General features: G+C 36.1%; 13 protein-coding genes and 1 tRNA gene. 4 read left to right on the top strand and 10 right to left on the bottom strand.

From position 1 onward, the window contains the following. Positions 1-139: 139 nt before the first annotated feature. On the bottom strand, positions 140-415 hold the full coding sequence (locus ACFIML_RS00510; protein ID WP_375606656.1) for a hypothetical protein: 276 nt from the start codon (positions 413-415) through the stop codon (positions 140-142). A gap of 310 nt (positions 416-725) precedes the next feature. On the opposite strand from ACFIML_RS00510, the gene ACFIML_RS00505 reads away from it, so the two are divergent. After that, entirely contained in the window at positions 726-1,832 is a 1,107-nt protein-coding gene (locus ACFIML_RS00505) for a branched-chain amino acid aminotransferase (RefSeq protein WP_375608328.1), read from the top strand. A 110-nt stretch (positions 1,833-1,942) separates the two neighbouring features. Here the strand turns inward: ACFIML_RS00505 and glpX are convergent, their stop codons facing one another. Continuing rightward, positions 1,943-2,929 (bottom strand): class II fructose-bisphosphatase, encoded by a 987-nt coding sequence (glpX, locus tag ACFIML_RS00500; RefSeq protein ID WP_375606658.1) that lies wholly within the window; start codon positions 2,927-2,929, stop codon positions 1,943-1,945. A 143-nt stretch (positions 2,930-3,072) separates the two neighbouring features. Continuing rightward, positions 3,073-4,389, bottom strand: a complete 1,317-nt coding sequence (locus ACFIML_RS00495; protein ID WP_375606659.1) for a homoserine dehydrogenase — start codon at positions 4,387-4,389, stop codon at positions 3,073-3,075. A 1,248-nt stretch (positions 4,390-5,637) separates the two neighbouring features. Here ACFIML_RS00495 and ACFIML_RS00490 point away from each other — a divergent pair. The 3 genes from ACFIML_RS00490 to ACFIML_RS00480 all read left to right on the top strand — a co-directional run bounded on the left by ACFIML_RS00490 (position 5,638) and on the right by ACFIML_RS00480 (position 9,218). Then, positions 5,638-5,712: transfer RNA gene (locus ACFIML_RS00490), tRNA-Glu, on the top strand. Positions 5,713-6,459: 747 nt separating this feature from the next. Continuing rightward, positions 6,460-7,674, top strand: a complete 1,215-nt coding sequence (locus tag ACFIML_RS00485) for an NADP-dependent isocitrate dehydrogenase (RefSeq protein ID WP_375606660.1) — start codon at positions 6,460-6,462, stop codon at positions 7,672-7,674. A gap of 116 nt (positions 7,675-7,790) precedes the next feature. Continuing rightward, complete coding sequence (locus tag ACFIML_RS00480; RefSeq protein ID WP_375687121.1) at positions 7,791-9,218, top strand: MFS transporter; 1,428 nt, start codon at positions 7,791-7,793, stop codon at positions 9,216-9,218. Between the two features lie 44 nt (positions 9,219-9,262). Here ACFIML_RS00480 and ACFIML_RS00475 read toward each other — a convergent pair whose 3' ends face one another. The 7 genes from ACFIML_RS00475 to ssb all read right to left on the bottom strand — a co-directional run bounded on the left by ACFIML_RS00475 (position 9,263) and on the right by ssb (position 20,440). Continuing rightward, entirely contained in the window at positions 9,263-10,462 is a 1,200-nt protein-coding gene (locus tag ACFIML_RS00475) for an MFS transporter (RefSeq protein ID WP_375606662.1), read from the bottom strand. Positions 10,463-11,745: 1,283 nt separating this feature from the next. Then, complete coding sequence (gene tgt / locus ACFIML_RS00470; RefSeq protein ID WP_375610442.1) at positions 11,746-12,864, bottom strand: tRNA guanosine(34) transglycosylase Tgt; 1,119 nt, start codon at positions 12,862-12,864, stop codon at positions 11,746-11,748. A 2,387-nt stretch (positions 12,865-15,251) separates the two neighbouring features. Next, positions 15,252-15,764 carry a peptidylprolyl isomerase gene (locus tag ACFIML_RS00465; RefSeq protein ID WP_375606665.1) on the bottom strand — a complete coding sequence of 171 codons (513 nt, stop codon included), beginning with the start codon at positions 15,762-15,764 and terminating at the stop codon, positions 15,252-15,254. 18 nt (positions 15,765-15,782) lie between these two features. After that, positions 15,783-16,376, bottom strand: a complete 594-nt coding sequence (locus tag ACFIML_RS00460; protein ID WP_375686563.1) for a peptidylprolyl isomerase — start codon at positions 16,374-16,376, stop codon at positions 15,783-15,785. Then, positions 16,366-16,884 carry a pantetheine-phosphate adenylyltransferase gene (gene coaD, locus ACFIML_RS00455; RefSeq protein WP_375606667.1) on the bottom strand — a complete coding sequence of 173 codons (519 nt, stop codon included), beginning with the start codon at positions 16,882-16,884 and terminating at the stop codon, positions 16,366-16,368. Before coaD ends, ACFIML_RS00460 begins: the two co-directional genes overlap by 11 nt. A gap of 24 nt (positions 16,885-16,908) precedes the next feature. After that, entirely contained in the window at positions 16,909-19,692 is a 2,784-nt protein-coding gene (gene gyrA / locus ACFIML_RS00450; protein WP_375608384.1) for a DNA gyrase subunit A, read from the bottom strand. A gap of 241 nt (positions 19,693-19,933) precedes the next feature. Further along, positions 19,934-20,440 (bottom strand): single-stranded DNA-binding protein, encoded by a 507-nt coding sequence (ssb, locus tag ACFIML_RS00445; RefSeq protein WP_375606669.1) that lies wholly within the window; start codon positions 20,438-20,440, stop codon positions 19,934-19,936. Positions 20,441-20,679 lie beyond the last annotated feature (239 nt).

Raw genomic sequence — 20,679 nt, 5'->3', positions numbered from 1 at the left:
TCCATACCAGCTCATTACTTATCGAAAACGTTAGAAATTACAATTCCCTCAATCTTTTTCGCTTATGTCTTTGTGCTGACTTTATTCCTTAATCTACGTCGATTTTTGCTCTATCTAAAAGATTATATTTATGAAAAAATCACTCCGTACCCTTATAAGTATAAGGTACAAGGGGAGGTGAATTTAAATCTTTTTTGGGCGTTGTTACGCTTTGGCTTGTTTCTGGGGTATTATAACGCGAACTATGTTCAGGAGATTTTGCAAAAAAAGATCCTAAAAAACCAAAAATAAACCAGATAATAACCATCGCAAGAAGAATAGCAAAAATACCCTTAGCGATTGAAACAGGTTGTTCACGACCTCTTCTTTCTGCGGCCATACGTTCTTCATATGTGTGATAATTTTTATCAATCATAGTGGATTCCTTTTCTCAATTCCCTTACCTTTAAATTTCTAGAAAATATGCATATATGAAATTATTCAGATACTTATTGTGAGAAAACGATAATTATAGACAAAAGTTCCAGCTTACTTCATAAAGTTGAGGAGAAGAGGCAGGGATAGAATTAAAATATCCACCCTACCCTAGCCTTTGAATTCTATAATAAACCCCTTTGTATTCTATAATAAAACATTGACACAAAGGTTTTGTTAATAATAGAGTTATAATTAAAATATTTCATTATTTTTATTAATAAAAATGAAACATACTCAGAAGGTTTTTTATGAAATCTCCCATATCATCGCTTCCCTTTAAAATAGAAAAACACCCATCTCCTCTGTCAGAAGAAAAACGTGAAAAAATTCTACAAAGTCCCGGTTTTGGTCAGTTTTTTACAGATCACATGTGTACTATTCAATGGACTGAAGACAAAGGCTGGCATAATGCCATCATTTCTCAATACAAAGCTTTAGAAATTAATCCTGCAAGTACCGTTTTGCATTACGGACAAGAAATTTTTGAGGGCTTAAAAGCATATCGTGCAAAAGATGGACGCATCTTGCTCTTCCGTCCTGATGCCAATGCACAACGCTTTATAGAATCAGCACAACGGTTAGCGATGCCAGAATTACCAAAAAATATTTTTCTAGATGCCGTTCATCAATTAGTAAAAATTGATCAAAAATGGGTTTCCGACCATCCCAATGCTAGCCTCTATATACGTCCATTTATGTTTGGCAATGAAAGCTTTTTGGGTGTTCGCTCTTCTCAAGAATATCTTTTTTGTATCATAGCCTCTCCAGTTGAATCCTATTTCAAAGGAGAAGAAAAATCTGTCAGCGTTTGGATTGAAACAGATTATAGTCGAGCCGGTCCAGGGGGGACAGGGGCTGCCAAATGTGGTGGAAACTATGCAGCGAGCTTACTTGCACAAAAAAATGCAACTGAAAACAATTGTAGCCAAGTGCTCTTTCTCGATATGGTTGAACATGAATGGATTGAAGAACTTGGTGGTATGAATGTCTGCTTTATTATGGACAATAATACACTCGTAACTCCTCCACTTAATGGAACAATCCTTCCAGGAATAACACGTCATTCGCTCTTAGAATTGGCAAAACAAATAGGATTAGAGATAGAAGAGCGTCCTTATTCCTTTAAATCTCTCCAAGAAGATGCAAAGAGTGGACATCTTAAAGAAGTCTTTGCTTGTGGTACAGCTGCCGTTGTCACATCAATTGGTCGTTTTAAATATAAAGGGGGAGAGTTTATTATTGGAAATGAAACAGTTGGAGAAATTACAAAGCAGCTTCGTACACAATTGGTTGGCCTTCAAAAAGGGGACATAGAAGACAAAAACGGCTGGGTACATTCTATCCAGCTCTCATAATAATGAGATATTTTTATATTTATAACGCTTCCATGAATACATATCTACCTTCATGGAAGCGTACGTGCTCACTAAAAAGTTTCTCTATTTTTTAGCGACTACAAAAAATATTAATCAAATTTTGAATAATCTTTATGCTGTGCTTTAATATTGCGGACTGTTCCCGTATGGGAACGCATTACGAGAGTTTCTGTTTGAATATAGCGAGGCGTGAATTTAACGCCAGAAAGCATATTACCATCTGTCACCCCTGTTGCTGAAAACAAAACATCACCCTTTGCCATTTCTTCCATTGTATAAACCTTATTGGGATCACTAATCCCCATTTTAGCTGCACGAGCAATTTTCTCTTCTGTATCAAGTAGCAAACGACCTTGCATCTGTCCCCCAATGCAGCGCAAAGCAGCAGAAGCTAAGACCCCCTCTGGAGCTCCACCAATCCCCATATAGATATCAATACCTGTTTCTTCTGGATCAGTTGTATCAATAACAGCAGCCACATCTCCATCCCCAATCAAGCGAATCGCTGCTCCTGTTGCTCGTACTTCATCAATCAATTTTTCGTGACGAGGTCTATCCATAATACAAACAGTAATCTGATTAACCGCCACTCCTTTAGCCTTTGCAAGAGCATGGATATTATCGGCAGGACAAGCATCTATATCTACTATTCCCTTTGGATAACCAGGACCAATAGCAATTTTTTTCATATAAACATCAGGAGCATAAAGAAGGTTACCCTTTTCAGCAATTGCAACCACAGCCAAAGAATTGGCAATATTTTTAGCACAAAGTGTTGTTCCCTCTAGTGGATCAAGTGCAATATCGATCGCCAATCCACTTTGAAGACCTACTTTTTCTCCAATATAAAGCATAGGCGCTTCATCCCGCTCACCTTCACCAATCACCACTGTACCATCAATAGGCAATCGATTAAGTTCCTGCCGCATTGCATCTACAGCAGCTTGATCCGCAGCCTTTTCATCGCCACGTCCGCGCCAGCGTGCAGCAGCAACAGCAGCACGTTCAGTAACACGTACCAATTCAAGTGTCAAAATACGATCAAGTCCATTTAAAATCTTCTGAGTTGTGGGCATATGAAAAAATCCTACCGAATGAATACCAGAAAAAATATGAGTCCTTATTAAATACTAAGAATAAAGTTTTTGGCAAAGATGAAAATTTTCCACAAGAGACAAAAGAACTCAAGCTTACCTTTTTGTCATTATCAAGAAAGTTATCAATTCTCTGCCATAGGTTCAATACGAATAAATTGAGATTTTGCAACAAGATGTCCATCTTTTTCAATTTCTGCAAGTGCCTGTCGTACATTCACCTCTGTTGTTTCATGCGTAATTAAAATAATTGTTTTTTCAATTTGATCTTCTACAAAAGATCTTTGAACAATCGACTCCAATGAGATGTGATTATCAGCCATATGCCTTGCGACCGCGGCAAAAACACCAGTACGATCATGAACATTTAAACGAATAAAATAACCACCTGCATGATGCGAAATACGTGCTTTTTTATGAGGAGCAAGTTCTAATGCTGGGCGTCTTAAAACAGGTGCATACTGAAAACCAGAACGTGCTTTTGCTATATCAGCCAAATCACCAATAACGGCTGATGCTGTTGCCTTTCCTCCGGCACCGGGACCAGAAAACAGTAATTCACCTAATAAATCACTTTGAATAGAAAGAGCATTGGTTACACCATTTATCTGTGCAATCATCGAGGATGTTGGTACCATTGTTGGATGAACGCGTTGCTCTATTCCAGAATCCGTTTTTAATGCAACCCCTAAAAGCTTAATCCGATACCCCAATTCATCAGCTGCTCGAATATCAATTTGCGAAATATTATGAATTCCTTCAACATAAACATCATCTAACGAAACAGCAGTTCCAAATGCCAAGCTTGTCAACAAAGCTAATTTATGAGCAGTATCATTTCCCTCAATATCAAAACTTGGATCTGCTTCAGCATACCCAAGTCTCTGTGCATCTGCTAAACAATCTTTAAATGAAAGACCTTCCGTAAACATACGTGTTAATATATAATTACAGGTTCCATTGAGAATACCATAAATTCGCGATATGCGATTACTAACAAGTGATTCTCTCATCGCTTTGATAACAGGAATTCCCCCAGCAACAGCTGCTTCAAAATGAAGAAAAACACCTTTTTTTTCTGCAATTATAGCGAGCTCTACTCCATGTTGAGCAAGAAGAGCTTTATTGGCTGTTACAACATGATGTCCCGCCTCAAGCGCTCTCTTAACAGCGGTATACACCACATCCAATTCACCACCAATTAACTCTACAAAAACATCAATCTCATCAGAAGCAGCCAACTCCACAGGTGAATCAAACCATTTTATACCACTAAGATCAATTCCACGATTGCGGCCTTTATCACGCGCACTAACAGCAACAACTTTGATGAATCGTCCACATTGACAAGCTAAACTATTCGCTTTTTCACATAGAGTTCGAACAACTGAAGTACCAACTGTACCAAGTCCCGCAACACCAACTTTTAAAGCTTCTGCCATTATTAACCACTGATCCCTATCTTCATTGAAAAATCGTTTAAATGATGTGCCAATCAACACAAAAAGTACTTATGTTCATAAAAACAAAAGAAATACCCTGCTCTATTCATTTCATTTTTTCTAATAGAATTATCCCCGCTTGTTCAATCAACATTCCTAAAAATATAATATTTATTGTCTTCAAAGATTTCAGAATCTTTATAAAATATCTAATTCAGAATGAAAATCTGTAAAACTTATAAATGCAAGTTTCCATAAAGAAAAGTTCTAAAAAATAATCAATAACCAGTTAAAGAATATTGAAGAATTGGTAAGAAAGAATAAAAACATCTCTTCTAAATCAACAAGTATGGAACAAAAAACATTCTTTCATATGATAAATTAAGGGAATGAATAAAATAAAGTAAATCAGTAAATGATAACACATTCCTTCCTACCATTCCATAGCTTTAACTATAAATCTTTAATGCAAAAATCTTAACGCACTCATATATCAAAATAGAACCTTACATTAAAGTAAAAAACAAGACTTGATATGTGTACACCATAATTCTGAAATATTATAAATATGGAGAATAAATTTGCAAAATTCGAATATTTTATCTCAACTTATTACCACCTCTTTGCAAAACTAGCGAATTGAAGTGACAAAAAACTCAATTTACCCTTTATCCACGCTAATTCATTTTCAAATCAAGAACTTCTCAATATGTAAAAGAACAAATGAATGGTTTTTAATTTTAAAAATTTTACAGTCATATAAAAGTAAATATAAGAAAATTATTTTTTAATATATTCTGTAAAAATTGCTTTAATATTTTTATTATAAAGAATCTTTTTATATTTTGTTAAACTGAAAGGAATCTGTGGCTTGTTCCTCAAAAAACTTTTGTATGATTGGTATTATTTGTTAATTTGGTAATAAATATTGTCTTTCTAATTCATAAATTATACAGTTTTTGCTTTATGATAAACTCAAATGAGAAGTCTTCTGTATAAAGGCTCTTTCAAGCAAGTTAAATAATATTCTCATATGGTGAGCAAAGATAACAAACGATAAAATATGCAAAAAATAAATACATTAAAAATGCTGTTTTTGATCATTTTTGCCTACTCCTCAAACTGAAAAAAACAATCCAAACAGAAATCGCTCAAAAATTATTCAATAAAACACACTTTTTTCAAAAAAAATGACACAGAGGGCTTGCGAAGTAAAAAGATCCTCTCTATAAGCCTCATCATTGGTTTGCGCCCATCGTCTAGCGGTTAGGACATCGCCCTTTCACGGCGGAAACAGGGGTTCGATTCCCCTTGGGCGTACCATGTTTCTTTTTTCTATGTGTAATATATTCATTTTATTTGTGTTTTTAAAAATGAGGGATGCATAAATAAAAACGAGGGAATAAGATTTTAAAAGGAATCTCTTCGTAAAAAGGATACAAGAATCATTAGGTGATTAATTTCTTTGTTGCATTTCGAGGATAGTGCTTTACTGTGCACAGTTAATAACAATAAGAATCGATAAAACATAAAAGTTAGAAGATTCTAGCTCGCGATACGGTAATTTTATAAGTCATATCCTTGCGTATTTTCCAACCTTCAAAATTGAAGTTTATCCTAAACGCATTTTATATGAAGCATTTCTAATTACAGTGCCATTGTTATCACATTAAACTTTTTATAAACAAACAGACCGTAAGCTTAAAATTGAAATAGAAATATAAAAATAGTTTCTTATTCACCTAACACAACAAATCAAGAAACTATAATTCAGAATACGATCAACTTATTAAATGGAATCTCTGATAATAAAAATGTATAATCTCGATCCCCCGATGATCTAACTACCTTAATCTATTAAACAGATTCCTCATCAATCATAGAATAATTATAGATTTGCAAACACATCACTTCTTTTCAAAAGTTAAACCCTCCAACAAAATTTTACACTCTATTGATAATATATTCTAAAAGCTCATATTTGAATGCTTTTTTCCCCTGTTTTTACTTTTCATTATAAACTTGAAAGTGTTATACAAATAGTATCGCTTAAAAGAAAAAGGATTTCTAATGGTAAAGATCAAAGTAGAAAACCCCGTTGTTGAACTTGATGGGGATGAGATGACCCGCATCATCTGGAAATATATCAAAGATAAATTAATCTATCCCTACCTCGACATTGATCTAAAATATTATGATCTTTCCGTCGAAAATCGTGATGCAACCAATGATCAGGTAACTATCGATTCTGCCAATGCTATCAAAAAATATGGGGTTGGTATAAAATGCGCAACCATCACACCTGATGAGGCACGCGTTAAAGAATTTAACCTAAAAAAAATGTGGAAATCACCTAATGGCACAATCCGCAATATTTTAGGAGGAGTCATTTTTCGCGAACCCATTATCTGTAAAAATGTCCCTCGCCTTGTTCCTAACTGGACAAAGCCAATTATTATCGGACGTCACGCTTTTGGTGATCAATACAAAGCAACAGATTTTAAATTTCCAGGAAAAGGAAAATTAAGTATTAAATTTGTCGGTGATGATAATCAAGTTATTGAACATGATGTTTTTGATGCTCCAAGCGCAGGGGTTGCCATGGCTATGTATAACCTTGATGAGTCAATTCGTGATTTTGCCCGCGCATCCTTTAATTATGGACTACAACGAAATGTTCCAGTTTATCTTTCAACAAAAAATACCATTCTAAAAACTTACGATGGTCGTTTTAAAGATATTTTTCAAGAAATATTCGATACGGAATTTAAAACTGAATTTGAAAACCGTAAATTATATTACGAACACCGTCTTATTGATGATATGGTTGCTTCTGCATTAAAGTGGTCAGGTGGATACGTATGGGCATGTAAAAACTATGATGGTGATGTCCAATCTGATATTGTTGCCCAAGGCTTTGGTTCTCTGGGTCTCATGACTTCTGTTCTCATGACACCTGACGGCAAAATTGTTGAAGCAGAGGCAGCACACGGCACCGTAACACGCCATTACCGTCAGCATCAAAAAGGTGAAGAAACATCAACAAATTCCATTGCCTCTATTTTTGCATGGACGCGTGGACTAGCGCACCGTGCTAAACTAGATAACAATGAAAAGTTAAAAAACTTTTCCACGACATTGGAAGAAGTTTGTATTAAAACCGTCGAAGAAGGTTTTATGACTAAAGATCTCGCACTTTTGATTGGGCCTAAACAAAAGTGGCTTTCTACAACAGGTTTCCTCAATAAAATTGATGAGAATCTCAAAAAAGCAATGGGCAATTAAGTTATTACTTAAATTAAAATTCAAAGCTCTAAACAGAGCTTTGAATTTCTCTTGGCAAATTTAAAGAACTGCCTTATAAATAAAAAGAGGATAAATTTTATTAAATAGCAAAAACAGTGAAAAAACAAAGCTGGTCTGCGCTTTTATTAGGTAAAAATGGTCTTTGCTTTTTGACGTTTATAGGCGGTGTTGTGTTACACGCTACCAACGTTTATATTGTTATTACTATTTTGCCCTCTCTTATGAATCATATTGGCAATGAAATATATTATTCTTGGGTGGCAACTGTCTTTATTACAGCTTCACTTCTTGGGACTTCACTTGCAACAAAAATATTAGGGAAATTAGGTCCTCGCAACACTTATGTTCTCTCTGGACTTATCTTTACCCTAGGCACTTTCATGTGCAGCATTTCTTCATCTATGCCATTATTTTTAATAGGACGTTTTATTCAAGGATTTGGAAGTGGTTCTTTGTTATCCTTATCCTATTCCATGGTACGTATTGTTTTCAGTCCATCTTTATGGTCACACGCATTAAGTGTCATCTCTGGAATGTGGGGAATATCAACCTTGTTAGGACCAGCAATCGGAGGAATTTCTGTATATTATGGCATGTGGAGAGCATCTTTTTGGATCATTGGTGCATTAGCTATATTATTCTCACTCATAGCCTTTAAATTTTTACCCCAAAAGAATGAAAATTATATTCCAACAACCCCTCTCCCTCTGCTCCAGCTTCTCACACTCACCTTATTGATTTTTATCATTTCTGTTGGAGGAGCTATGGACACAACAATGGCCAAAATTTGCGGATTAGTTATCGGACTTAGTCTCCTCTTTGTCCTAGCAAAAATCGAATCATCTACCCTTCATCCTATGTTGCCACGCAAATCCTTTTCTTTTTCTTCTGAAATTTTTCCTGTTTACGCATTAATACTCGTTATGACGACAGTCGTATATAGTATGGAGCTTTATTTCCCACTTTTTCTTCAAGAGCTTCATGGACAAACTCCACTTCTTGCTGGTTACATAGCAGCACTTATGAGCCTAGGATGGACATGTGGAGCCCTCTCAAGTGCTGGTGTATCGGCAAAAAAAATTCGCAACATCATTATATACTCCCCCCTATTAAAACTATTAGGCATAGCTATTCTTTTATGGCTCATTCCAACAAAAGTTTCCACACTTGAATATATTTTTATGATCTGCTTAGCACTGTTTTCTATTGGAATCAGTGCGGGCATAGCATGGCCACATTTGCTCACAAGGATCTTACAATGTGCAAATGATGAAGATGCTCTCCGTGCCAGTGAATCCCTTACCTCTGTACAACTATTTTCAGCGGCCTTAAGTGCAACTCTAGCAGGAGTCATCACCAATCTTGCTGGCCTCTTTAATCCTGGAGGAACAATAGGAATGATCTTAGCAGCAAAAACTCTTCTTATAGTGCTCATGGGTCTTTTATTTTGTCTTGCTATTCCATTAGCACTGCGCATTTCTTACTGCATATTAAAAAACCCAACAGGACATTCCAATAACTAAAAATAAATATAAAAATTCCTTCTTCATTTAAAAAATGAAAAATATTAAGCATGCTTCTCCATATACCATGAGATGCAAAAAACCATTAATCCACACAAAGTTAGAACACTTCCTAAAACAGCTGTATATTCATAACTATAGCCCAATTTTAAAACTAATGCTCCAGATTCTGCACCAAGAGCGTTGGCAATATTAAAAGCAGACTGCATTAATGCTCCTGCCAAAATCTGTCCCTGTAGTGCAACATCCATAATTTTTGTTTGTATAGAAGGCATAGCAGCAAAAGAAGTTCCAACAAAAAAGCATCCTATTGCCGCTGTTAACGGAGCATAGGATAAAAAGAAAAAAAGAAAAAAAACAAATACGCTCCAAAGCATAGAAAAAAATATCATCGGCGAAATACCAATTTTAACGGCTAATTTAGGCCCCAAGAGATTTCCTACCACCATACCCAATCCAACTAAAGGCATGATAAATGGTACCAACTCAAGTGAAACACCAGAAATATGCATTAACGTTGGCTTGATATAAGTGAAAACAGAAAATAATCCTGACGCTCCCACCGAAACCATCAACAAAAGAAACCACACCTGCTTTTGCTTTAATGCACCCATTTCTTGCAAAGGATTCGTTTTTGGAAAAATTGAATCACAAGGAAAAAAATTCCAAATAAGCAAGCTACACAATAAAGCAATCATACCCACAAGGATAAAAGCAATCTGCCAACCAATAAGTTGACCAATCCAAGTAGCACTGGGTGCTCCCAAAACGGTTGCAATTGTTAAGCCGAGCATAACATATCCAACAGCTTTAGAACGTTCTTTCATTTCGACCATTGAAGAGGCAACCATAGCCGCAAGTCCAAAGTAGATTCCATGGGGAAGTCCACTGAGAAAGCGTAATACGACTAATATGCTAAAATCAGAAAAAAAGGCACTAGCGATATTTGCTAAAGCATAAAAAAGCATCAATCCTATCAAAACAGTTTTGCGTGATACCTGAGCTGTTGCCACAGCTAAAAGAGGTGCTCCAATCACAACTCCTAATGCATAAGCAGAAATATATTGACCAGCGGTAGGAATATCAACATAGGAACTTCGTGCCATCTCTGGTAGTAGCCCCATTGCGACAAACTCTGCAGTACCAATAGCAAAACTCCCCACAGCAAGAGCTAAAATTATTAAACGCCGTATTCTCGAATCAATTCCCAATGCAAGAACCTTTTGTTGATAAAAATCCTTCATATCATCACTTCTGGATAGGAGTTTTAACTGTAGATATCTGTAATACACACAAACAAAAATTCAAAACATTGTTATACGCATGCCCAATAGTCCCTAATAAAATTTTAGAAATATTTTGATATATAAAGCATTTTATGAAGCTTTAAGTAAGATTCTTTAATGAAAAACCTTTGAAAACCTCAAGGTCACAGACGTATTTACCTATTTTTATCAGATCTGCCAGATAATAAACTTTACCTCCTCTTTTCAGTCATTGTAATTTTACAATGAAAGCTTTATTTTGCAACAACATACTATATCCTATAAATAATTCTAAAATTTGCTGAAGAATGCATTTCAACAAGTGAATAATATCTCATCATTATTTTGATACAAAGATAAAACGTCTCCCCTAAAATTATTGTTGCTTTATTTTTGCTACCTGAATACAGCCCCTCCAAATCGATAAGTTATAATTTCAACTTTATGCCATTTTTATAAATTATTATAAATTTTTTTAAAAATTCTCATGATAATAGTGCTTGGTTTCTAGATTTATTAAATACCCTCTTTTAGGCATCTTTAGCCCTCCCTCATCTAACAGAGGAATCGCATCAGATATCTAACTCACTATCTGTAAATTAAAATATTCACATAAATATATTATGATTATTTTCAGATAAATTCTATAAACAAAGCAAAAAACAAATATAACAAATTTTGTATAAGTATATTTATTGATATTTTATAAATATGACAATTATCGTGATTAATATTTAATTTATTATAACATTATATCTATAGTTTTATAATATTAATAATATTACATAAATATATTTTAAAGAATATTTATATATGAAAAATTAAAAAATAAAATTACAACATTTAAAATGTTGTAATTTTATTTTAACTTTATTTTAATTTTCTAAAAATTTATCTGTTCGATTGTATATAATCCATTCTTTAACTTTAGTAATAAAAAATACCAAGTAGCTTATAAAAGTACAATTTTCATACTTCTTTAAGAGTTCGCTAACGCCTCATTAACATTGTTGCTGTAAACAGTCATCAGAAACAGAAAAACTGTTTTTCTCCGGATCAGGTAGCGCGTACCGGAGTAACAGTTTCTGTTTTATATAGTACTTAGAAAGAGAATATATGCCCTATAAAACCGCACTGTTATATCTTAAGATAGTGGATTTTATAATTTTGGAAGATATTTCTAATTTCATATTTTTAGCTAAATTTGTAAGTGCGAGAATAAATTCAATAAAAAAATGAGGTGCTATATTTCGATTAATATTTTAGCGTCCTTGTGCCCATAGAGCACGCGTTTCAGCGCAAAAATCAGCATAACAACCTTCCTCAATGGCATCACGAACTCCCTGCATAAGTTGTTGATAATAAAAAAGATTATTCCAAGTCAATAACATCCCCCCAAGAGATTCACCAGATTTGATCAAATGATGCAAATAAGCACAACTATAATCATGTGCTGCTGGACAAAGTGACTGTGGATCAAGAGGATGTGGATCTTCTGCATAACGCGCATTACGCAAATTAATTCTACCAAAGCGGGTAAAAGCTAAACCATGACGTCCTGCACGCGTCGGCATAACACAATCAAACATATCAATACCACGAGCAACACTTTGTAAAATATCATCAGGTGTCCCTACTCCCATAAGATAGCGTGGTTTATCCTCTGGTAAAATCGGACAAGTAGTATCCAATACTGCTGTCATAACACTCTGCGGCTCACCAACAGCAAGCCCTCCAATAGCATAACCTTTTAAATCCATTTCTTTTAATGCTTGAGCAGAACGCTCACGCAGTTTCATATTATCACCACCTTGAACAATCCCAAACAATGCTTTATCTGGCTGATCTCCAAAAGCTGTTTTACAACGCAACGCCCACCGCAATGAAAGTTCCATAGCTTCTTCCATTTCTTTTTCAGTGGCAGGTAATGCAATACATTGATCCAACTGCATCTGGATATCCGCATCAAGAAGCCCTTGAATTTCGATAGAACGCTCTGGACTCATTTCATAGTAAGCGCCATTAATGTAAGAGCGAAAAATCACACCTTGTTCAGTAATTTTACGGATTCCCTCCAGCGACATCACCTGAAAGCCTCCAGAATCAGTTAAAATAGGTCCGCTCCAGCGTGAAAATTCGTGTAATCCTCCCAAACGTGCAACACGTTCAGCTCCTGGACGTAACATTAAATGATAAGTATTTCCCAAAATGATATCTGCACCAAGATCACGAATTTGATCCATATACATAGCCTTAACGGTTCCTGCCGTCCCAACAGGCATAAATGCGGGTGTACGAACGCATCCTCGCCCCGTTATAATTTCGCCTCGACGTGCATACCCATCTTGAGCAATTTTTCTATAATGAAATGTCTTTATCATAACTCTCGTCTTTTTGATTCCATCAATGCATATCTCTATAGAAAGAAAAAAGATATCCCCTTACGAGCATTGTCATAAGCTTTATGAATTAATTTTTGATTCGCTCAATATTGTAATCAGCATCAAAAATTAAACGAGATAAAAGAACATTTCTTGTTAAGAAATCAACATAATAAAAGTGATAATCTAGCTCCAGAAAACAAGTAAAATCCTTATAATATCACACCTCAAAATACCTATGCTTAACGCACTAAAGCCTTAACAGAACTGCAAAATTATTATCTCAACAATCTCATCTTTACGTACTTTCATAAGTAATAATTTCGTACGAATAGAAGAAAGTTATGAACGCATTGTACAACTTACAATATTCTTTAACTTTTACAGATAAAAAGTTTTCATCTATCGGGCACCGAGAGCCTTACGCTTAATAAAAGTGCAAATGCATATTATCATTTATCCGTTCACAACATTGAGATAGCCCTTGAGATAATTCATAAAAGGGAGCTTTTTCCAATAGTTTTTCCCCACGCCAATCTCATTTGTGACGAGCAAAAGGGATGATTTTGATTAATTCAACCGCATGAATAATCTGTAAGAGACCCCTACCGTGAAAAAAGAAAGGCTTACAAACCGACACTTGTAGAAAATTCACCCTTTAGGATGGAGAAGAAGTCAATATAAGAGAAATTGAAATAAGAAAATCTTACAATATTCAAAGCGCTCTTTCAATGGACAAAATAATAATTTATCCGTTATAAATCAATGTACTAATCTAGAAAGAAACCTATCTCTAAAGTTATTTAGATATAACTTCATAAAACACAAGCCTAGAGATTACATCTTTGCTCCATTGTAATTGCAAATAAAAAAATCATGATTTCATTTTCATTATCTTGCGCAATATATTCATATAATATGGCGTTAAAATGCTCTCCAGATTGTACAAGACAACCAACATCACAAATGTAATACTCTATTTTAAAACCTTACCTTGTATCATCCACATTGATAGATTCATCAAAATTTTTTAAAAAGCACAAGCATGAAAAAATAATTCATTCAATCTAACAGGAAAAATCCTTAATTAAACTGTAAGATCATTACCCACATGGGATAAAAATAAAATGAACCACCTATTATGAAACGCAAAAACAATTTTAAAAAACGACGAACCCTATAAATAGTAAGTACAATAAAATAGGCTATTCATACTCAAATTACATCGAACAAACCGTATTAAGATGTAAAAGCCAAACTTTGATAGAATATCCTATTAACGACAATATTTAGAAACAGCATCAATACATTGATTTATAATAATAATTCATTTCTATATGTTGAATGAAGGGATAGCTTCTCTTATTGTAAATCTGTATATATTAAAATAACTAAAATCATTTTCTTGCACATCACAAGAGAGATTAACGTGTAAATAAAAACACTAAAAAAAAGCACTTTTTTAAGATTCTCACATACTGTAGCTTATCATCGGGTTTTGCATCAATTTATTTTTTTCAAATGATTTTTAAGGGGCTCTCAAAGGGTCTTCAAAGGCGGTTTTCTGGGATTTCACAGACTTTTTAAAAATCTTCAAAGGATTTTAAAAGATCTTTCAAAGCCTTTTATCATTTTTGCTCCAAAATTCCAAATTTCGTTATTTTTAGCTCTTTTTGGCAATTTCAAGTGTCAAAATCCATTTTGACAAAATACGCATTTAATGCTAAATTTTATACATAAAATAGTAAATTATCACGCATTCCTAACTAATCCCACCTCTTCCCACTTACTGCGAAACTTACTGTCAAACTACACATACCAAAGGCTCTGTTATAACATTGGAGGCTGAAAAAAGCATATGATGATACTGGCTTGCTCCTTCACAAGCATAAAGATGAGGGAGTTTAAATGAATGTTGGAATAGACTGAGAGATGTTTCTTTAAAAAAGCGCGTAAATGCGCAACTCTATTTGGGACGCTCTATTCCACGTAATGAGTGTTCCTCTTATTAAAAAACAAGAGGAACCAAAGCATAAGGCAATGCGTCATCTTTATTATTTAAAAGACATTGCTTTAGATACTTTTGAAAAAGTAAAGCTGAATTAAAAAGGAGAGAGCAAGATGAGCCTTTTATTTTCATCTTTACGTCTTCCACCCAATTGAGCTGTCTCTTCGTTCGAGAAAACACCCAAACAAATTACAACCTTTCCCCAATACAGCAAACAAAATTCTCTAAATCCATAAATTAAAAGAAACTTGGTAGAAAGAATAAAGGCATAGCAGCTGAACTCTGTTAGGAATTTAAGCTGTAATCACTGATCACCACCCTATATCAGATAGGAGAATTTTCTCTTAGCAACTTACAATTGAAACCAGTATAATTTATACTATTCTACATCCGCAGCAATAATGGCTTTGGTAATTGAATCTGGGTCTGCAACAGGTTCACCACGTTTAATTTTATCAACATTTTCCATACCTTCAACAACCTGCCCCCATATGGAATATTGACGATCAAGCCACGGAGCATCTGCAAAACAAATAAAAAACTGAGAATTAGCAGAATTTGGATTCTGACTCCGTGCCATAGAAACTGTACCACGCTTATGAGAAAGATTTGAAAACTCTGCTGTTAAATTTGGTTTTTCTGCCCCCCCCATACCAGCACGTGATAAATTGAATTTTTCACCATCCTTCTTTCCAAATTGCACATCTCCAGTCTGCGCCATAAAGCCATCAATAACGCGATGAAAAATAACATTATCATAAGCACCTTCACGGACAAGTTCTTTGATACGTGCAACATGACAAGGCGCTAAATCAGCAAAAAGCTCAATAACAACTCTGCCCTTTGTTGTTTCAAGAATTAAAGTATTTTCCGGATTTTTATCCTCAATCATATGAAAAGCTCCTTTGCTTCATCTATCAACTTGTAAAGTAGCAGCATTAATAACATCTGGATTTTCTACAGATCCATTATTACTTGTGGTACCTTTTTTAATTTTATCAACAACATCCATCCCCTTTATTACTTCCCCAACAACCGTATACTGACCATTTAAAAAAGCAGCATCATCAAAACAAATGAAGAACTGAGAATTCGCGGAATCTGGATCTTGTGAACGTGCCATCCCAACAGTACCACGCTTAAATGGCTGCTTTGAAAACTCAGCCGGTATATTGGGATAATTTGATCCCCCCATACCAACGCGTTTCAGATCAAAATCTCTACTGCCTTTTTTTCCAAATTCTACATCACCAGTTTGCGCCATAAAGCCAGGAATTACACGATGAAACACAACATTATTATAGGCCCCTTCCTCTGTTAGTTTTTTGATTTGCGCAACATGTTTTGGTGCCAAATCAGGACGCAGGCGAATAACAACATCACCGTTGTTGAGAGATAAAACAAGAAGGCTTGAATCACTCGCTGGACTAGAATTACCAGCGACAGCGGACAATGAAAAAAAACAAAACACACATATCAAAACAGCAAAAATTCTACGAGACACACTTATTCTCCTCTAAAGACTGGAATTTCGAGCGCAAAGCTTGTGCAACATTGGGCGGCACAAATGGTGTCACATCACCTCCCATAGAGGCAATTTGACGTACCAATGTAGACGTTATCGCACGCCCAGAAACACTTGCGGGCAAAAAAACAGTTTGCAATTCAGGAGCCAGAATGCCATTCATCCCTGCCATTTGCATTTCATAATCAAGATCAGTACCATCACGTAATCCGCGAACGAGAAATGAAGCACCAACTTCACGTGCCTTGTCAATGAGAAGGTTATTAAATGAAAGAACCTGCAACCGATTAGAATCTGCACCGAAAAAGTCTTTCCCTACTTGGGTAATAAAACCAACACGCTCTTCAAAGCTAAAGAGTGCTTTTTTGTCACCCTGTATACCTATAGCGACGACCACCTTATTAGCTAACACAAAACACCCTTTTAAAACATCAAGATGACCGTTTGTAAGAGGATCAAACGAACCTGCGTAAAGAGCAATTTTCATGATTTTACTCCTTCCTCTTAAAAATTACTTTTCTTCGCTCATATCAATCGTATCAGAATGCTTCTCACCTTCATCATCCAATGAACTCGTATCATCTTCAGGCTCAGAAATACGTTCAACCGATACGACTCTTTCACCTTTGGCTGTATTAAAAATTGTGACTCCCTTAGTTGAGCGCCCAGCAGTACGAATTCCCTCAACAGGGACACGAATAAGCTGCCCCCCATCTGACACCAACATAATTTGGTCTTGCGCCTTCACCGGAAAAGCCGCTACTAATTTACCAATTTCAGCTGTTTTAGATGGATCTGTTGCACGAATCCCTTTTCCACCACGCCCCGAAATCCGGAACTCATAGGAAGAAGAACGTTTACCATAACCAAATTCACTCACTGTTAAAAGCATTTGTTCACGTGCATGAAGTTCTGCATAACGTTCATCTGTTAACTCTGTTTCAACACCCCCATCTTCATCATCCAGAATGACAATATCTTCAACATCAGCATCTGCACCAGCAGCACGCCGCTCATTCATGACACGTTTAATATAAGCAGAACGTTCAATGGACGTTGCCTCGACATGCTCTAAAATTGTCATTGAAATGACTTTATCGCCTTTAGCCAAATTGATACCACGAACTCCCACAGAATTACGCCCCGCAAAGACACGCACATCAACAACTGGAAAACGGATACACTGTCCATTCGCTGTTGTTAGAACGACATCGTGATGTTCTGTACAAGTTTCGACAGAAAGAATTTCATCTTCCTCATCAAGTTTCATTGCAATTTTACCATTACGGTTAACCTGAACAAAATCTGACAACTTATTACGACGCACAGTTCCACGTGTTGTCGCAAACATGACATCCAATGCGCTCCAGCTTGCTTCATCTTCAGGCAAAGGCATAATTGTCGTAATGCGTTCACCTTGTTGTAAGGGAAGCATATTGATCAAAGCCCGCCCACGTGATTGCGGTGTACCTAGCGGTAAACGCCAAACTTTCTCCTTATAAACAATCCCACGTGATGAAAAGAAAAGAACCGGAGTATGCGTATTGGCGACAAACAACCGTGTTACAAAATCCTCATCCTTCGTGGACATACCAGAACGCCCTTTACCACCACGACGTTGCGCACGATAGGTATTAAGAGGTACGCGCTTAATATAGCCACTATGGCTCACCGTTACGACCATATCCTCTGGCGCGATCAGATCTTCACTCTCCATCTCAGCGCTACCAAAACCAAATACGGTACGTCGCGGTGTTGCAAATTCCTCACGCAGAGCACTCAACTCGTCCTTAACAATACCCATAATGCGTACGCGCGATGCTAAGATATCAAGATAATCAGCAATATCCACACCAATTTTATTCAATTCATCAGCGATTTCATCACGTCCAAGGGCTGTCAATCGTTGCAAACGCAATTCTAAAATAGCACGTGCCTGTTCTTCAGAGAGATTATAAGTACCATCCTCGTGGATAATATGACGAGGATCATCAATAAGTTTAATCAAAGGCGCGACATCCATCGCTGGCCAACGTCGTTCCATTAATTGTGTACGTGCTGTATGTGGATCAGGAGCTTTGCGAATAAGCGCTATAATTTCATCAATATTGGCAACTGCAAGGGCAAGACCAACCAAAACATGGGCCCGCTCACGCGCTTTACGCAAAAGATATTTTGTTCGCCGACTGACAACTTCTTCCCGAAAAGAAACAAATGCACGAAGCATATCAAGCAACGTCATTTGTTCGGGTTTTCCCCCATTCAACGCAACCATATTACAACCAAAGGAAGTTTGCAGCGGCGTATAACGATATAATTGATTTAAAACAACTTCCGCAACAACATCTTTTTTCAACTCAATAACAACGCGATACCCATCACGATCCGATTCGTCACGTAAATCAGAGATTCCCTCAATGCGTTTATCGCGCACCAATTCGGCCATTTTCTCAATCATTGTGGCCTTATTAACTTGATAAGGGATCTCACTCACAATAATTGCCTGCCGACCACTACGAATTTCTTCAATATCAACTTTAGCACGCATAATAATTGAACCCCGCCCTGTTTCATAAGCTGAACGGACACCAGAGTGGCCAAGGATAATACCCCCTGTAGGAAAATCCGGACCAGGAATAATTTCAATTATTTTATCGAGTGTGATATCAGGATTATCAATCAAAGCAATACAACCATCAACGACTTCACCAAGATTATGGGGAGGAATATTGGTTGCCATTCCCACAGCAATTCCCCCTGACCCATTAACCAAAAGATTGGGAAAACGTGCTGGCAAGACAACCGGTTCACGCTCACGCCCATCGTAATTATCCTGAAAATCAACAGTATCTTTATCAATATCAGCTAAAAGTTCTTCTGAAACTTTTTCTAAACGACACTCAGTATAGCGCATAGCTGCAGGTGGATCACCATCAACGGAACCAAAATTCCCCTGACCATCAATCAATGGATTTCTCAAAGAGAAGTCCTGCGCCATACGCACCAAAGCATCATAAATTGAAGCATCACCATGAGGATGGAATTTTCCCATAACCTCACCAACAACACCAGCAGATTTACGATACGACTTATTGAAAGAAAGCCCCATCTCATTCATAGCATGAAGGATACGTCGATGAACAGGCTTAAGACCATCACGGACATCAGGGAGTGCACGCGAAACAATCACGCTCATCGCATAATCGAGATAGGAGCGTTGCATTTCATCAATAATACTGATTGGTTCAATACCGGTCAGCACATCACGTTCTGGGTGTGGAGTAAGATCGGTCACAATTTAAAAACTTTCAAAAAAGAATCATTTCACTTTATTTATATCGGTTTATATCGAAAAATACACAAAAATGCTAATTTCTCTCCCATAACAAAAAAGAAATTTAACAATATTTTTCAAGATGTTATTAATTTATATTTTAAATTACCAATAATAATTAACAACTTTCACTTTGCTAAACTTCAAAAATCTAAAACAAACAAACCATAAAGCAATCATAATACTGCAACTTTAAAGCCTTTTAAAAAGGAACATCATCATCTAATTTGTGTGAAAAACTTTCTCCTAATTGGTTATTATTTTGACCAAAAGTATTTCTTTGATTTGAACTACTATTAGCAAAGTCACCACTGTAACTCCCCCCTTGACTTGCTCCCTGCTCTCCACCCGCTGCTCCGCGCCCATCAAGCATTTGTAATTCACCACGGTATTTTTGCAAAACAACCTCTGTCGTATAACGGTCATTTCCATTTTGATCTTGCCATTTTCGTGTCTGTAACTGCCCCTCAATATAAATTTTGCTCCCCTTTTTTAAATATTGCTCTGCAACTTTGACAAGGTTTTCATTAAAAATAACAATACTATGCCACTCAGTGCGTTCTTTTCGCTCATTTGTATTCCGATCGCGCCAACTTTCTGAAGTAGCAATACGCAGATTTGCCACTTGATCACCAGAATTCAAACGGCGGATTTCAGGGTCCGCACCAAGATTACCAATTAAAATAACTTTATTAAGGCTACCAGCCATCGCATAAACTCCAAAATTTTAATTTGTAAAATACTCTGTTCTATAACAGTTATAACCATCTTGACCTTCAATTTACATGTCGCAATTGACCATCAATATAGGTATTGCTATCCTTTACCAATATTGTATTCAGTGTAATTATAACAAAAGATGATAAAAACGCATAGTTTATTCCACCTCGAGAGAATAAAAAGCTGCTTATTTGTATTTTCTTCACAAAACTTATACCTTCCTTTTGC

The organism is Bartonella sp. AC62GZZY, from assembly GCF_042196525.1.
Lineage (GTDB): Bacteria > Pseudomonadota > Alphaproteobacteria > Rhizobiales > Rhizobiaceae > Bartonella.
This window is presented reverse-complemented; position numbering and strand designations above follow the sequence as displayed.

Bases quoted from the DNA above. Each gene is read 5' to 3' on its own strand.
- ACFIML_RS00510 (WP_375606656.1), bottom strand. From the start codon at position 415: ATGATTGATAAAAATTATCACACATATGAAGAACGTATGGCCGCAGAA.
- coaD (WP_375606667.1), bottom strand. From the start codon at position 16,884: ATGAAAATTGCTCTTTACGCAGGTTCGTTTGATCCTCTTACAAACGGT.
- ACFIML_RS00485 (WP_375606660.1), top strand. From the start codon at position 6,460: ATGGTAAAGATCAAAGTAGAAAACCCCGTTGTTGAACTTGATGGGGAT.
- ACFIML_RS00465 (WP_375606665.1), bottom strand. From the start codon at position 15,764: ATGATTGAGGATAAAAATCCGGAAAATACTTTAATTCTTGAAACAACA.
- ACFIML_RS00475 (WP_375606662.1), bottom strand. From the start codon at position 10,462: ATGAAGGATTTTTATCAACAAAAGGTTCTTGCATTGGGAATTGATTCG.
- tgt (WP_375610442.1), bottom strand. From the start codon at position 12,864: ATGATAAAGACATTTCATTATAGAAAAATTGCTCAAGATGGGTATGCA.
- ACFIML_RS00505 (WP_375608328.1), top strand. From the start codon at position 726: ATGAAATCTCCCATATCATCGCTTCCCTTTAAAATAGAAAAACACCCA.
- ssb (WP_375606669.1), bottom strand. From the start codon at position 20,440: ATGGCTGGTAGCCTTAATAAAGTTATTTTAATTGGTAATCTTGGTGCG.
- ACFIML_RS00495 (WP_375606659.1), bottom strand. From the start codon at position 4,389: ATGGCAGAAGCTTTAAAAGTTGGTGTTGCGGGACTTGGTACAGTTGGT.
- glpX (WP_375606658.1), bottom strand. From the start codon at position 2,929: ATGCCCACAACTCAGAAGATTTTAAATGGACTTGATCGTATTTTGACA.